Genomic DNA, 16,025 nt, shown 5'->3' with positions numbered 1-16,025 from the left:
ATGTGTTTTCAATGAGTGTTGCGGAGGCATTATTATGCAGTTCAAGTGTAACCGCGCCAAAGCGGACAATGATTGCTGAAGTGACTTCTTCTGCTTGAAAATCGGCTCCTCGGGAGGAAGGGGACGGGATATTTAATGGCACAATTTCCTGCTTTGAAGTACTAAGAGCAGGAAAGGACTCACAGGCTGTCACACGGATTTGCTTTAGCCAATAATAGTAACTCGATTGTCTGACGCCATGATTGGCACACCAGCTAGCTACCGATTGCCCACTGCTGCGACATTCTCGTATGATCTCCATCCATTGATTAAGACGATATTGCTGAGTAACTTCCCTGGTGTTCAACGCTAAACCTCCTTTGAAGTTTTTCAAGTTACTCGAAAAACTCTCAATACTTTACTTTACAGTATTATCTCACAGATTCCAAAACGATTCTATCCACTATGTTATTAGGCGCTTACCTTTATAGTATTTTACACTGTATTTTTGTCTGTATAGGTTTCCCTGTATTCCGACGTAGTTTAATATATAGTGGCAATGGATATGATTAGTCTCTTTATAGTGTATTGTACCCAATACCTGCCGTTCATCTGGCATCAGAACGTATCCGATTTCCATACAGATCTTACGAAGAGTTGCTAAGGAAAGAACAAGATTCTTATCAAATGAAAAAATAATTTGAATGTAAGGATGTTCTAATTTATCTCGATAATACACGAGTTGTGCAAAATTCATTTCTTCTACAGCCATACGGGGATTTATCCCAATACCGAATATTCCTCCAATATCTGTTTTTTCTGGATCAGTAAGATAGGTATACATCTGACTGATAGTTTTGGGTGTACGGTCAACAAATTTTAGAATGGACATATTATTCACGTCCCTTCATCTTTTTTGCAATACCAGTCAGGCTGTTACTTATTATATCTCTTGCATCTTGCAGTGGGAAAATAGGGTAGTTGTCATATTGGTTTAGTTTCTGATTTAGAAGGTAGACTGCTTCTACAAGTTCTTTTCCTGCTGAGATAACGACAACTTGTTTATGTTCAGCTAGGTATAATAAATATTCTGATATTTTCATTCCCAACTGTTCTGCATCTTTTTCAATTTTTGCTTTTTGTTTTTCAGATACCCTAAGATCAATTCTTTTGTTTTTCTTTTCGTTTTGCATATGATCCACTCCCCATAAAAAATATGTACTCATGATTATAAATATGTACATACATTTTTTATTAATTACGGATGGATTCATAAAGACGTAGCAGATAAATATTATATGATTAAAATAGAAAAATATATTTGTGATATTGCAATTATACATAGGAAAATTTATAATCATATGCAATAAAATTTAACGTATTTACCAAATATACAATTAGTATATGAAAAATAGTTGAGAAATTATGGTACATTATGAAGGCTGGATAGCAATCTTACTTATTTGATGATTTCAAGGTAGAAGTAAAAGAAACAAAGGTGATATGTCATGATTGAGATGTACCATCTTTTTTTGTGTAAACTTTCGGATGATGTAGGTAAACATACATTGTACGAAAGTTTTTTGTTTATGGCAAAAAAATCATTTTTTACCTTTTACTCAAGTACAAATTGAATCAATGCAAAATAATAGCGAACAAATTTTCTGTAGACCAACTATAGTAAAAAAATTGAAGTGACATATGTTACGAGAGATATATATAATGGTCAATTGTGTTCGTCAACTTGAAAGTGAGCCACCCTTAGAAAACTTTTTTGCCTGTCCTAGTCGATATGAATCTCCATTCATGTCGAGAATATAAGAATGGAACGTTAGACGATCTACTAAAGCGGTTACCATTGCCATGTTTTCAAACAATGTTGTCCATTCTGAGAATGGTAAATTCGTCGTGACAATAATGCTGCCACGCTCACTTCTATCCGCAATCACCTTAAATAACAGCTCAGATTGGTACCGGTCAAAGCGGACGTATCCCATCTCATCGATGATTAACAAATCTGCTTTTTGTATCTTTTTTTCAAGTTTTCCCAATACATACGTATCCCGCGCCTCTGTTAAATCTGTAGATAACGCTGATGCATTTTTAAATAATACGCTCATTCCGGCGGCACAGGCTTTCAATCTTAACCCAATGGCCAGGTGTGTTTTACCTCGACCGGGATTGCCCATCATCACAATATTTTTCTTATCATCAATAAATCGACAGCTGGCTAGTTCCATCATAAACATTTCTGTGATTTGACTGCCGTACCGGCTAACATCTAACTCATCCAATGTCTTAGTATATGGAAACCCGGCTTGTTTTAGCCGTCGTTGATTTTTGTTTTCCTGACGTTGTTCATATTCAGCTTTCAGTAAGAACAGTAGTAACTCCGCAAAGGTCTGATCAGGACTCGTACGTCGAAGTACTTCTTCATAGTGAGAAAAGGTCGGAATCTTCAGCTGTTTTGCATACAATTGTATTTGTTCTTCTACCAATTCAACGGCCATGATGGATTCCCTCGTTTCTGGGACAAAGCGTGTCATAGGCATGTAGGTTCACATGTTGTATAGTTACCGGATCTTTCCTATGCAGTACGCAGGATTCCTTAGCCGCTTCGCGTCGCAATATAGCTGTCAGTTGCTCTTCGTGTGAAGCATTTGCCTGTAGTTCGGCAAGAATTTCTGCTGGCAACGTTTGCTTAACAGGCGCTGCGTTCAAAATAGCCCGCTTACGTTGTTCCAATAATGGTAAATAATCTGCCAGATAATAGTGTGTCTGATGTTTGCCAAAACAACGTGGGTGTTTGGAAATCAGCTTGCCGCGGTAATAAATAGCAACGCATTCCGGATATCCTTTTACGCCAACCGGACAACCGGCATACTGTACGGGAACGGAATAATTGTTGGTATTAAAGCGTATTGTCGAAGTAGTAGAAACACGGGTGTTTTTACACGTTGCTGTTTCAAAAGAATGATGGGGCAGTGGATTCAGGCTGGCTTTTTCTACACAAAACATCTCACCCACTGTATCCGTTCTACCTTTAATATGATGGTTTTCATATTGCAGACAATGAGAACGTAAGGACGTATTTAATTCTTCCATCGTTTTTATGTGTGGAATCGGAACTAAAATATTTCTCCGGGACCAGCCAACTAATCCTTCGATTAACCCTTTTTCATGTCCCTCAGCCGGATTACAAAATACAGCATCGAAAGCATAATGAGCAGATAATGCCGTATACCCTGCCTGTTTCCTGGCGTGGGAACCGAATCCATCTTTAACGGCTACCTTACCGTTATCAAAGATAACTTTTTGAGGGGTACCGCCTAGAATAGAAAAGGTGTGAACGAAGGCATCCAAAAAGCTTTCTTCATTCTGTCTGCGGTATGCCAATACAACGGGCCGACAACTGTAGCAGAGTCTAGCACAAAACAAGTTCACTTTTTTCTTTTCTTCATTCAAATAGACAAATGCCTCACCCCAGTCGACTTGCAAGGATTCGCCTGGATCAAATTGCAGAGGAATAAAAGCTTTATGAACAGCCATCCTGAGCTCTTTTACTTTGGCACGAACGGTTGATTCACCTCCCGTATAGTCTTTTTCAGCTACGAGTCTGTCGAAAATCCGTTTTGCCGTGTGTGCTTGTTTTGGCAGCTGTTCTTCCGCATCTTCATTTAAACACTGTTGAATGAATTGCACATTTTTCTGTGTCATGACCGTTGTTTGGCGTTCCGGAATTTTCCGTTCATTAGGAAGGGGATCTCCTTCATAATATTTTTTTACGGTATTTCTGGAAATTCCCAGTGTCTTCGCAATATGACGCTGGCTTTCGCCACGCAGGTAGCGCTGCCGGATTTCTTTGTAGTCTTGCATTGTTATTACCACCTTGTTTACCTCCGGATAAAGATTTCTCTTTATCTAGAGTAGAGTTAATGTGGCTCAATTTCAAGTTAGCGTTTTGCGCCAAAGTGGCTCACTTTTATATTAGCGTTTATATTGATCCAGACGTTAATGTATTAGCGTATGCTGGTGATGGTGCTACAGTAGACATTGGATTGCAGGCTTTATCGGCTGCAGCTGAACGAAGAGATAATATTATCTATGTTTGTAACGACAATGAAGGGTATATGAATACAGGATTTCAAAAGAGCGGTACTACACCATTTGGTGCCAATACGTCCACAACGCCTGTAGGGAAAAAATCATCTGGAAAGCCTAATTTTAAAAAAGATGTAGCGATGATGCTGGCTATTCAGAATGCAGCATATGTTGCTACACTCTTTCCGGCATATATGAATGATTTTATTAATAAAGTAAAAAAAGCAGTAACTATAAAGAATGGATTAGTATATTTACAAATTTTAACGCCTTGTCCTACTAGATGGGGTTTCTCGCCGGAGAAAAGTATTCAATATGCTCGCATGGCTGTTCAATCAAGGTATTTCCTGCTTTATGAGTATTCGAATTTTGAATTTACAATCTCTGCACCTACAAAAGACATAAAAGATCCTTTAAGTGTCAGCAAATTTATAGCAGGGCAGAAACGATTTAAGCATCTTACAGAAGATGCTGTTACTATTCTTCAGCAATTTTGTGATAATAAGTGGGATGTATTACAGAAACTTGCACAATAAGCATAAAAGTGACCGGCATTCTACTTATAGTAAAATGCATGATTTTTAAGATTGACCATTCGATAGAGACAAAAAAACGAATTCTATTAAAACAATATAATAGAATTCGTCTGTCCTATCAGATGATACATTGGGATATAGAAATTTAAATTGATATTTCGATGTTTTTTGCTATGGATTTTAACGATTGTATTAACATTTCTTTTTTCGTATTCATTCGGTGAGTTGGTCCCGAAGTACTAATAGCTGCAATCGCTTTATTCATAGAGAAAATAGGTACGCTAAAGCATGTCAAGCCCACTTCTGATTCCTCATTGTCACAAGAATATCCTTGTTGACGCACATTTTCCAATTCACTTAATAATGTTTCTTTGGAGGATATGGTATAAGGTGTCATTTTGATAAATGGAGTAGTACTTAAATACTGATTTATAAATAATTGTGTCGAATTGGCTAATAATACTTTTCCCGTACCGGTTGTATGGGCTAAGCGTGTTAAGCCGACCATGGAGTCCATGCGTATAGTAGCAGGGGCAATTACCTTGTCAATAAAAATTATTTCACTATCAGAGTTCCAAATAACTAGATGAGAAGTTTCTCCTGTTTTTGCAGATAAATTTACTAAAAATGGATGAATTTGTTGAATGAGCATAGATCTGTCACTGATAATCTTCCAAATACCAGCAAATTTAACACTCAAACTATAATATGCCTTATCATCCTTTACCACAAAATTTTTATAACACAACGTAGTAAGCAGCCTGAATGCTGTGCTTTTTCCCAGTCCCATATATTTTGCCACTTCGTTTACGGACAATTCTTGGTGCTCACATAAAAGATCAAGAATTGAAAGTGCATTTTCAACAGATTGTAATATATATTTTCGGTCTTTTTTTTCAGCCATTTATTTTCTCCTTGTATGTTGGTATTCTTAAAAACAATATTTATAAGAATACATTATTTAAAACAAGAAATATCTTAATTCTAACACATTTTAGAATAATTGTTAATTACTTAAAAAAAAGAAAACGAGCGTATATTTAGAGAATGTTTAAAATATGCAGTTTTCAATTATAGCGTTTGTATATTAAGGTTTTCGGCAATGTATTTTTTCATGGGCACTATGTTTTGAAGTATTCAGTCCATATATAACATATTTAAGAAACTGAAGTTCATATAAAGAAACCACACTAAACAATATTATAATTAATAGTCATAGGAATAGCTGATATTTGCTAACATAATACCATCTATACATAAAACAGATAAGGATATTTACAAAAAATAATAATTGTACTATAATTTACGTATCTTATAAAGAAACAATGTTTCTCTATAAGAAATAAACAGAATCGTAAATATATAACGAGATTATTTATTTCAAAGGGAGGCAAATAAGTAATGAAAAAACTTAAATTTTATGGCGTAGGAGGTCAAGGCATTGTAACTGCAGGCAAAATTTTTTCAATAGCAGTTTCTCTGTATGAGAAAAAATATGCGATTACAATTCCTGCATATGGTCATGAACGAAGGGGGGCTCCTGTATATACGGATGTTGTTATGGATGACAAACCGATACTAGTTAACTGTTTTGTCGCAAATCCAGATATCGTTGTTGTCTTTGATCATACTATTGATCAAAAAAATATTGATGTTGGGAAGGGAATTAATGATCAGACAATTTTGATAATTAATACATCCAGTTCCGAAACGGCTAAAAGATACAAGGAAAATTATGGATTTGGTGATGTGTACTATACGGATGCTACGAGGATATCTATGGATGTTATTGGCATTACTATACCAAACGCAACGATGCTTGGGGCATTAGCTAGGACTGGTATTATGTCTATTGAATCTGTTAATAAAGCGATTATAGAATTTTTTGGAAAGAAAGCAGGTGAAATTAATGCAAAAGCAGCAGATATCAGTTTTAGCCAAACAAAAAAAATATAATGCTTTAGGACCTTGTGCCAACATCTTCACATCAATCAATACCGGCAGTTGGAGACTGGAACGTCCTGAAGTCAATTATTCTGAATGTGTAAAATGTGGCATATGTGCGATGTATTGTCCGGCGAATGTTATTACCATAAATAAAACAGAAAAAGAATGTGTTCAATTTATGTGGGATTATTGTAAAGGTTGCGGTATATGTGCGAATGAATGTCCCAAATCATGCATTGCCATGATTGAAGAAAAGGAGGGGGAATGATGTCTGTTTATAAAATGTTAGATGGAAATGCTGCTGCTGTAGAAGCTATTAAGATGGCTAAAGTAAAAGTTGTTTCTGCTTATCCTATTACACCACAAACAACCATTGCTGAAAAATTATCAGAGATATGTGCCAATGGTGAATTAAACGCTGAATATATTCGGGTTGAATCGGAACACTCTGCCATGAGTTGTGTTATTGGAGCACAATTGACGGGTGTACGCGCTGCGACGGCTTCAGCATCGGTTGGAATCGCATTAATGCATGAAGTCCTGAACGTTGCTTCCGGATGTCGGGTACCTATTGTTATGCCGGTAGTGAATCGATCATTGGCTTCCCCATGGAGTCTTTGGTGTGACCATCAGGATACAATGGCAGAACGTGATAGTGGATGGATTCAAATGTATTGTGAAAATGTGCAAGATGTTTTTGACACTATGATTATGGCATATAGAATTGCCGAATCCCCACGAGTGTTAACACCTGTTATGGTGTGTTTGGATGGCTTTTTCCTCTCACATTCGATGCAAAAGATTTTGGTTCCGGAACAAGGCGAAATTGATAAATTTATTGGCGAGTACAAGCCGCAAAATTTGGTTCTTGATCCGACAGATCCTGTTATCATAGATGATTTAACCGGGTCTAATGAAAATACCGAAATGATGTATCAACAAGCTGTTGGGTTTAAAAATGCAATTCCTGAAATGGAAAAAGTGTTTTCAGAATTTGAGAATGAATTTGGTCGTAAAAAATCTTTAATTGAAGGATACAATACAAATGACGCAGATGCAGTTATTGTGTGTTTAGGTTCTATGTCAGGTACTGCGAAATATGTATCAGACTTAATGCGGGAACAGGGAATAAAAGTTGGTGTAATTAAAGTTGTTGCGTTCAGACCGTTCCCATATAAAGCATTAAGAGAAGTAATTGGAAATATTACTAAAGTCGCAGTACTCGATCGTACGGCAGGATTGGGTGGAGAAGGGACACCGCTTTGGATAGAAATTAAAGCAGCACTAACTGATAAAAATCTTCTCATTAAAAATTACATTGCCGGTTTAGCAGGACGCGACATTAACATAGAAACTATTAAAAGTGTATATACAGATATTTTAGCAGGTCAAAGTTCAGATAGTCCCGTGTGGATTGATTGCGATGTTGAACATGCCGGCCTTATCAGGGAGGTGTCGATTAATGATAGACATTAAAAGCGAAACACAAGGTTATGTAGCACATGGCGTAAGTGCTTGTGCGGGTTGTGGAATGGAATTGATTATTCGTAATATTTTAGATGTATTGGGAGACGATACTACGGTTGTTATTCCACCTGGATGTTCAGCGTTGTTTTGTGGGTTTGGCAAAGAAACGGCATTGAAGATTCCGGCATTTCAGGGTAATTTAGAAAATTCTGCAGCATATGCTACTGGAATTCGTGCCGGATATCGTGCACAGGGGAATAATCACACAACAGTATTGGTTTATGCGGGGGATGGAGGAACATTAGATATAGGTCTTCAGTCTTTATCCGGTATGATGGAAAGAGGAGAAGATGTTTTATATGTTTGTTATGATAATGAAGCATATATGAATACCGGAATTCAAGGAAGCTCTGCAACACCTTTTCATGCTTGGTCGACAACTACTCCGGCAGGAAAAAATGTTATGAAAAAAGATTTACTCAGTATCGCCATTGCACATCGAGTCCCGTATTGTGCTTCATGCAGTATGGGTAACATCCCTGATCTAAGGCATAAATTTGAAAAAGCAAAATCTATTCAAGGTCCGCGAGTTATTCATGTTTTCAGCCCATGCCCTACCGGATGGGGTATCAAACCTGCTAAAAGTGTTGAAGTTAGCAGAATGGCTATTCAAACTGGAATGTGGATTCTATATGAGTATGAGTATGGCAAGTTAAAAGTCAACATTAAACCTAAATCGTTAGAACCCATATGTACATATTTAAAGATGCAAAAACGCTTTAAACAAGTAACGGATGAACAGATGGAAGAGCTGCAGCAATTAGTTACTGCTAATTATAACAAGATGTTGAAAATGGAAAAGATTTAGTAATGTAGGAGTGTTGTATATGAATAATACATCATGTTTTGATCTCAGGAATGCATTAAAAATCTTAAAAACATATACAGGAGAATTAATAGGTACTGATGAACTGGTAAATCCATATGCTGAAATTGCGGGTATTTATCGTTATGTAGGTGCAGGAGGAACGGTAAAACGACCGACGCGTATGGGTCCGGCTATGATTTTTAACAATGTTCGAGAGTACCCCAATGTAAAAGTTTTGATAGGTCTTTTGGCTAGTCGGAATCGAGTTGCTAAGATATTAGATACACAACCAGAACAATTGGCATTTCTTTTGAAAAACGCTGTATTAACACCTATGGATCCCATTACTATTCCTCAAGAACAAGCGGTATGTCAAGAGATAGTGTATCGAGCAAAAGAACCGGGATTTGATATTCGAAAGATTATTCCCATGCTTACTAATACGGAGGAAGACGCGGGACCTTATATTACGATGGGTATAGCATATGCTATGGATGAAGAAACTGGAAAATCTGATGTAACTATTCATCGTTTATGTATACAGGGACCGGATGAGATCTCAATGTATTTTGCTCCAGGACGGCATTTAAATCTTATTCGTCAAAAGGCGGAGGATGATGGAAAACCATTACCCATAACTATTAGTATTGGAGTTGATCCGGCTATTGAGATAGGCACATGTTTTGAACCGCCGACGACTCCATTTGGTTATAACGAGTTGGCAGTAGCTGGCAGTATACGAAAACGGCCGGTAGAACTTGTTGATGCTCTTACAGTCCAGACTAAAGCCATCGCCAATGCGGAATTTGTAATAGAAGGTGAATTGCTGCCCAATATCAGGATAAAAGAAGACCACAACACTCATACCGGTAAGGCTATGCCGGAATTTCCTGGATATACAGGGATGGCGCAGCCGGCCATCCCTGTGATTAAAGTCAAAGCAGTAACACATCGACGTAATCCTATCTTTCAAACAGTGATAGGGCCTAGTGAAGAGCATGTAAATTTAGCAGGTATTCCTGTTGAAGCAAGCATTTTAACAATGGTGGAACGTGCAATGCCTGGAAAATTGAAAAATGTTTATGCACATTCATCCGGCGGCGGGAAATATATGGCTATACTGCAGTTTCAAAAAAGTGAACCAAGTGATGAAGGAAGACAGCGGCAAGCTGCCTTACTAGCTTTTGCGGCTTTTCCGGAACTAAAGCACGTCATTTTAGTGGATGAAGATGTGGATATCTTTGATAGTAACGATGTCCTATGGGCTTTAAACACACGTTACCAAGGAGATGTCAGTACAGTATTTATTCCAGGGGTGCGTTGTCATCCGCTTGACCCATCACAATCACCTGATTTCAGCTATTCAATTCGTAATCAAGGTATATCCTGCAAGGTGATTTTTGACTGTACTGTACCATTTAATTTAAAAGATCGTTTCAAAAGAGTTGCTTTTAAAGAAATAGATTTAAAACGATTTTCATCGTTGATTTTGAACAAATAATGCTTGCTGTATTTGTAAGTAGATTTCGCGCTGCTCGAGATAATTCTAACAGAAATATTTACTATTAAAAAATTAGGAGGGAGTTTAAATGAGTGAAAAGGTAAAGACTGTCTGTCACACACCTATGCATAGAACACATTATCGGTGGATAGTACTTGCAATCATTTTTGCGTTTTATATGATGAATTTTGCTGATCGTGCTAACCTAGGAGTTGTTTTGCCAACATTAAAAAGTGAATTTGTATTAACAAATATGGAAACAGGAGCCTTGATGAGTTTCTTCTTTCTTGGATATGCTATTACTCAAATTCCCGCAGGCCTTTTTATGAGTAAAGTCGGGCCGCGCGGAATAGTAGCAACATCCATCATGGGATTTTCTGTTTTTACTTTTCTTATTGGTGCTTCAGTTAACGCGTTTATGATGAAATGGTTTCGTTTTGGGCTTGGATTATTTGAAGGCCCCAGTCCGGTTGGGGGTTCAGCAACCATTAAAAACTGGTATCCTCCACAAGAACAGGGATTTGCTTCAGGCGTATTTATGGGAGCGACTTCATTAGCACTTATAGCAGTGCCGCCGGCATCTGTGTGGATATTGCTTAATTATGGCTGGCGTATGGTGTTTTGGGTTTGCGCTATTCCGGGATGTATTTTATCAATTATTTGGTACTTTTTTGTTCACGGACGTCCGGAAGATAGTCCTTACTGCAATCAAGCAGAAGTTGACTATATTCATAACACAACTGCTATTGAAGCGAATGGCACAGCGGAACTTAACACAACAGGCTCTTTAGGATGGGTTGATAAATTAATTCGCGCAAGTAAAATGAAACAGCTGGAAACAAATATGGAAGTGTTTAAATCATGGGATATTTGGGGAAATGCACTTACATATTTCTTTGTTGGGTTTGTTACGTATGGACTTATGACATGGATACCATCTTATTTGGTAAATGGCAGGGGATTTTCGTTTATAAAAATGGGATGGGTAGCATCATCGCCATGGGTCGGAGCACTAGTTGGACAACTTCTTGGCGGTTGGATTTCCGATAAATGGTTATATCAACGTCGTAAACCCAATATGATTTTCGGACCTATTTGTTTGATTATTATGTTGATTGTACTGATTCATACACCGGATAGTACCAGTGCTTGGGTATTATCGATCATCCTCTTTTTGACTGGTGGACTTTTGAATATGGCATGGCCGAGTTATTGGGCATATCCCATGGGATTTACTACAGGGAAAACATATCCGACGGCTATTTCTATTATGACAACAGTAGGTAATTTAAGCGGATTTTTCTCACCGCTTATTGGTGGATATCTTCTTGATGTATATCAAGACTGGAATGTTGTGTTTATATTTTTAGGGGTATGTGCGGCTCTGAGTATTTTAATGTCATTAACAATCAAAGAACCTCTTCGTGAATGATAGTGTGTATGGGGGGACACATTCATTAAATCTATTATTTTAGCAGCATTCAATCTGCAGGCATTGATTTATATATCTATAATAAAATTTGAGAGGGGATTGCCCATGCATAGTAAAAAACTATTTTTAACAATGTGTTTATCCGCACTCTTTCCAATAGCTGCGTTTGCAACTGGACAGACTTTTAATGATGTTCCCAGTGGAAACTGGACTTATGGAGCAGTTTCACAACTTCAAAAGGATGGCATTGTTGATAACAGTATCCAGAGTGAAAAACTTATGAATCGTTATGAATTTGCTGTTCTTGTCGTTAGATGTTTAGACAAATACGATCAGGCTAATGTTGCTGATCAGAAAATCATAGATTCTCTTTCTGCGGAATTTGCTTCCGAACTTAATCATATGGGAGTACGTGAGGCAAAAATTCAACCTGAATCTAAAATTAAACCGGATAATAAAGTGAACGTTTTTGTTGGCGGTGATACCAGAATGCGTTATGTAAGTGATAGTCCTGGTCATGACATTCCAAAATTGCATGGTTCAGATCGTTTTGATTTCCGGCAACGGATAAAGTTTTGGGGAACTATTAATAATAATATGAGTTGGACCAGTCGGATTTCAACTAATGCTCAAAATAAATGGGGAAATTATGATCAAACATCTGGATCTGATATTAGCCTTGATGTCATGAATATTACCATGAAAAAAGTGTTTGGCTTGGATAGCATTCGTCTTGGACGATCTCCTGTAGATTTCTTTTCCTATGGTGGTTTGGTTGGACGACCAGGCAATGCAGATGGTGTTACTCTTAATAAAAACTTTAATCAATTACAGTTTACTGGTTGGTTTGGCAACGTAAAATCAGATACTAATCAGGGTACCGGAAGTGGAGATAGCGGGGATGCCAGATCTTTGGGTACAGCACAACTTACTTACGATATTACAAAAAAATTTGAAGTCAAAAGCGGGTATTATTGGGCAGATATTCCAGGGACAAGTAACAGCAGCGGCACTGGTACGCTTAATACTAATGTTGGCAATTATGACAGGTCAAATGGGTTATACTTAGGCTTTAATTGGAAATTAGGCGGAGTTACAGTACTTGCAGACTATTTAAATACGCATTTGGTCGGGGCTGCTAATATTCCTACTAATCCTCAAGGATGGGTAGTCCAAGTGAGCAATGGTAAAGGTCCGGGCGCGACTCAAGTATTCTATCCGGTACTCCCGTTTGTTAGAATTGGAAAAGTAGGTGATAGTGCATTTATGGCAAGTTATCGCAGTATTGATGCTGGTACTGTACCCAGCAGTGTCGGCGGATTTGATACTACTGCTGTATCTTATGCACCTGTAGGATATAGCACATATACGCATGGAACAGATAATGTCAATGCATTATATTTAGCATATGAAAATGTACTTGCAAAGAATTTTGTTTTATCTCTTGAGTACCAGAATGTAAAAATCAAGGATAAATCATTAACTGGCCTAACATCAGATAATTTAGATAAAACCTATCAATTAAAATTCGAGTTTTTCTATTAAGCTTTTTGCCATATAGTTTATTCCTTGTTCATCGCATTTGCTTGCATGTATTATAATTCTAACTTAAAAAAGGAGAAACATGTATAATGAAAATCATTGTTGGAGTATCCGGAGCTTCTGGTATTATTTATGCGATTCAGTTATTAAAAAATTTAAGAAAATTTAACATTGAGACACATTTGATTTTAAGCAAGTGGGCAGAATATAATTTAATGCATGAAACAAGCGTTCAATTAGATGAAATGAAAGCTATGGCTGATTTTTTTTATGATAATAGTGATCTTAGTGCAACTATAGCCAGCGGATCTTTTTTTACGGATGGGATGATTGTTGTTCCATGCAGCATGAAAACGCTAGCAGCAATTACATATGGCTGCACAGATACTTTGTTGATACGTGCTGCAGATGTAACGCTTAAAGAAAAAAGAAAACTGGTATTAGTCCCGAGAGAAACACCATTAAGCATAATTCATTTACGTAATATGTTTGCAGTTGCTCAGGCCGGTGCTATGATTTTACCGCCTATGCCGGCTTTTTATCATCATCCTACAACGATTAATGATATCGTTGATCATACGGTTTCAAAAATATTAGATCAATGGGGAATTGATGGAGGATTGATACACAGATGGGAAAAAAATTGATTTAACAAGTATTAAGTTTTGCTATATTAAAATATTAATGCCATAAGTAATGAGGGGAGAATGTGAGGCTAATATGAAAGTTATATCATCGTTACAAGTTGCACAATTAATTGAGGATGGGGCAACTGTAGGGGTAGGAGGGTTTGGATCGTATAGTGCCCCTGATGAAATTTTACAAGGGATAGAAAAAAATTATCAAATTAATTCACATCCTGGCAAATTAACGATATTTTCTAGTGTTTGTTCAGGTAATAATACGACAGCGGATATCGGACATAATAGATTAACACCTATAGGTTTAGTGGATACAGTAATTGCAGCCCATTTTAAAAATGCTGATAAATTATATCAATTAGTAGGGGAAAACAAAATTGCTGGTTTTACGCTGCCGTTAGGTACCATTGTTGATTTACTGCGGTCAGCCGTAGCAAATCAACCGGGCGTTATTACACGAATTGGATTAAATACATATGTTGATCCGCGACAAGGAACGTGTGCTGTTAATGAAAAAGCCAGACAACAACAAAGAGACCTAGTTTCTGTAGTTGAAATAAATGACAATAAATATCTATTCTATAAAACGATACCATTAAATGCATGTATCATTCGTGGTACCTATGCTGATGAGCAGGGAAATATATCCTTCGAACATGAAGGTATTCAAGAACTGCAGTTTCTCATGGCATTGGCTGCGCACAATAATAATGGTATTGTTATTGTACAAGTGGAAAATATTGTTCAAAATGGCAGTATTCCTGCTAGAAAAATTGGTATTCATCATAGTATTGTAGATTATGTGGTCATAGCAAAACCAGAAAATCATTTTCAAAGTTATGCGGTTAATAGCTATCATCCAGAATTATCCGGAGAATTGCGGATCCCACAAGTTGCCTTAAAGCCGATGGACTTTAATATACGTAAAATTATTGCAAGAAGAGGCGTGTTGGAACTGCAGCCGAACAGTGTTATTAATTTGGGAATAGGAATACCTTCTGGAGTTGGTAGCATAGCTAATGAAGAAGGAATAGCAACTAAAACGATATTATCATTGGAATCAGGTCCTTTAGGAGGGGTTCCGGCGGAAGGAACTGGATTTGGCGGATCTGCAAATTTTGAAGCAATGTATGCGTTGGCGGATAATTTAAAGTACTATGATGGGGGAGGATTAGATATGGCGTTCCTTGGTCTGGCTGAAGTCGATCAAAATGGTGATGTAAATGTATCTCATTTTGGACGGGGCTGTGCTGGACCCGGAGGATTTATCGATATTACTCAAAATACTTCTCAAGTGTATTTTATGGGAACATTTACCGTTACAAGACCTCGGTTGGAAATAAACAATGAACAGCTTTCTATTCAAGAAGATGGACAAGGCATAAAATTTGTTAAGAAGGTACAAGAAGTTACTTTTTCAGCTGATTATGCACGAAAATATAATCGGAAGATTTTATATATTACGGAACGAGCAGTTTTTCGACTTACTGAACACGGTATTATGCTTATTGAAATTGCACCAGGGATTGACCTGCAGCAAGATATCTTAGCTCATATGAAATTTCAACCTATTATTTCAAAAGATCTTAAATTAATGGATAAACGTTTATTTTCTCCCGAAAAAATGGGAATACATTTTTAGAATTAATGATTTCGCATAAGCGGAAAACAAATCTATGTATTAACAATCTTAGTCTGGAGGGCGCGCCAAATTCTGTGTAAACTCCATATAGTGGTGCAAAATAATAAGAACGTACGAGTCAGCGGCTATATCGTTGGCTCGTTTTCAATATAACAACAAGGGCATGCTCCTGTCAATCAATCCGGCATCCGAGTATGTGTCAAGAAGTTCTCGGTAAATGTATTGACCTAGATAATAGCTAGCCTCGTCGACATCGTTTTTTTATAAAAATGCAGGCGTTGAGAAACTGTTAGCTAACTTCCCTATGGCACTGCTGGACGGGCCATTATTGCAAATGCGTCCGTGATGAATCCCTACATGCGTTTGAAA

The 16,025-nt window shown here is 37.3% G+C and carries 16 protein-coding genes; 10 read left to right on the top strand and 6 right to left on the bottom strand.

Translation table 11 applies throughout. The features are described from left to right. The 5 genes from tnpA to istA form a co-directional block, all read right to left on the bottom strand. Window positions 1-346, bottom strand: a 346-nt coding sequence (gene tnpA, locus BLR11_RS13095; RefSeq protein ID WP_091652961.1) for an IS66 family insertion sequence element accessory protein TnpA, incomplete at its 3' end; no start/stop codon positions are given. A 96-nt stretch (window positions 347-442) separates the two neighbouring features. Next, window positions 443-871, bottom strand: coding sequence for a relaxase/mobilization nuclease domain-containing protein (locus BLR11_RS13090; RefSeq protein WP_091652958.1), 429 nt, complete (start codon window positions 869-871; stop codon window positions 443-445). Between the two features lies 1 nt (window position 872). After that, window positions 873-1,172, bottom strand: a complete 300-nt coding sequence (locus tag BLR11_RS13085) for a plasmid mobilization protein (protein ID WP_091652956.1) — start codon at window positions 1,170-1,172, stop codon at window positions 873-875. Window positions 1,173-1,718: 546 nt separating this feature from the next. After that, on the bottom strand, window positions 1,719-2,489 hold the full coding sequence (istB, locus tag BLR11_RS13080; protein ID WP_091652953.1) for an IS21-like element helper ATPase IstB: 771 nt from the start codon (window positions 2,487-2,489) through the stop codon (window positions 1,719-1,721). Continuing rightward, window positions 2,479-3,867, bottom strand: a complete 1,389-nt coding sequence (istA, locus tag BLR11_RS13075; protein ID WP_143006445.1) for an IS21 family transposase — start codon at window positions 3,865-3,867, stop codon at window positions 2,479-2,481. Before istA ends, istB begins: the two co-directional genes overlap by 11 nt. A gap of 47 nt (window positions 3,868-3,914) precedes the next feature. On the opposite strand from istA, the gene BLR11_RS13070 reads away from it, so the two are divergent. Continuing rightward, window positions 3,915-4,616 (top strand): thiamine pyrophosphate-dependent enzyme, encoded by a 702-nt coding sequence (locus tag BLR11_RS13070; RefSeq protein ID WP_091652948.1) that lies wholly within the window; start codon window positions 3,915-3,917, stop codon window positions 4,614-4,616. A gap of 145 nt (window positions 4,617-4,761) precedes the next feature. Here the strand turns inward: BLR11_RS13070 and BLR11_RS13065 are convergent, their stop codons facing one another. Continuing rightward, window positions 4,762-5,520: an IclR family transcriptional regulator gene (locus tag BLR11_RS13065; RefSeq protein WP_091652946.1), complete on the bottom strand. Its 759-nt coding sequence runs from the start codon at window positions 5,518-5,520 to the stop codon at window positions 4,762-4,764. Window positions 5,521-6,017: 497 nt separating this feature from the next. Here BLR11_RS13065 and BLR11_RS13060 point away from each other — a divergent pair, with 497 nt between their 5' ends. From BLR11_RS13060 to BLR11_RS13020, 9 genes are all read left to right on the top strand, one after another. Beyond that, the gene (locus BLR11_RS13060; protein ID WP_091652944.1) at window positions 6,018-6,572 is read left to right on the top strand and encodes a 2-oxoacid:acceptor oxidoreductase family protein; all 555 of its coding nucleotides are present in this window, start codon (window positions 6,018-6,020) and stop codon (window positions 6,570-6,572) included. Continuing rightward, window positions 6,526-6,831 carry a 4Fe-4S binding protein gene (locus BLR11_RS13055; protein WP_091652941.1) on the top strand — a complete coding sequence of 102 codons (306 nt, stop codon included), beginning with the start codon at window positions 6,526-6,528 and terminating at the stop codon, window positions 6,829-6,831. Before BLR11_RS13060 ends, BLR11_RS13055 begins: the two co-directional genes overlap by 47 nt. Continuing rightward, a complete protein-coding gene (locus BLR11_RS13050) occupies window positions 6,828-8,039 on the top strand; it encodes a hypothetical protein (RefSeq protein ID WP_218118824.1) in 1,212 nt (403 codons plus the stop codon). Before BLR11_RS13055 ends, BLR11_RS13050 begins: the two co-directional genes overlap by 4 nt. After that, window positions 8,026-8,898, top strand: coding sequence for a thiamine pyrophosphate-dependent enzyme (locus BLR11_RS13045; RefSeq protein ID WP_091652936.1), 873 nt, complete (start codon window positions 8,026-8,028; stop codon window positions 8,896-8,898). Before BLR11_RS13050 ends, BLR11_RS13045 begins: the two co-directional genes overlap by 14 nt. A gap of 19 nt (window positions 8,899-8,917) precedes the next feature. Beyond that, entirely contained in the window at window positions 8,918-10,399 is a 1,482-nt protein-coding gene (locus BLR11_RS13040; protein WP_091652933.1) for a UbiD family decarboxylase, read from the top strand. An 88-nt stretch (window positions 10,400-10,487) separates the two neighbouring features. Continuing rightward, on the top strand, window positions 10,488-11,831 hold the full coding sequence (locus BLR11_RS13035; protein ID WP_091652930.1) for an MFS transporter: 1,344 nt from the start codon (window positions 10,488-10,490) through the stop codon (window positions 11,829-11,831). A 105-nt stretch (window positions 11,832-11,936) separates the two neighbouring features. Continuing rightward, entirely contained in the window at window positions 11,937-13,376 is a 1,440-nt protein-coding gene (locus tag BLR11_RS13030) for a hypothetical protein (RefSeq protein ID WP_091652927.1), read from the top strand. 86 nt (window positions 13,377-13,462) lie between these two features. Continuing rightward, window positions 13,463-14,020 (top strand): UbiX family flavin prenyltransferase, encoded by a 558-nt coding sequence (locus BLR11_RS13025; protein ID WP_091652924.1) that lies wholly within the window; start codon window positions 13,463-13,465, stop codon window positions 14,018-14,020. Between the two features lie 73 nt (window positions 14,021-14,093). Beyond that, on the top strand, window positions 14,094-15,656 hold the full coding sequence (locus tag BLR11_RS13020; RefSeq protein ID WP_091652921.1) for an acyl CoA:acetate/3-ketoacid CoA transferase: 1,563 nt from the start codon (window positions 14,094-14,096) through the stop codon (window positions 15,654-15,656). Window positions 15,657-16,025: the final 369 nt, after the last annotated feature.

It is taken from the genome of Megasphaera paucivorans, from assembly GCF_900103535.1.
Classification (GTDB): domain Bacteria; phylum Bacillota; class Negativicutes; order Veillonellales; family Megasphaeraceae; genus Megasphaera_A; species Megasphaera_A paucivorans.
Note: the sequence above shows the minus strand (reverse complement) of the source record. Positions and strands in the feature narration are given on the sequence as shown.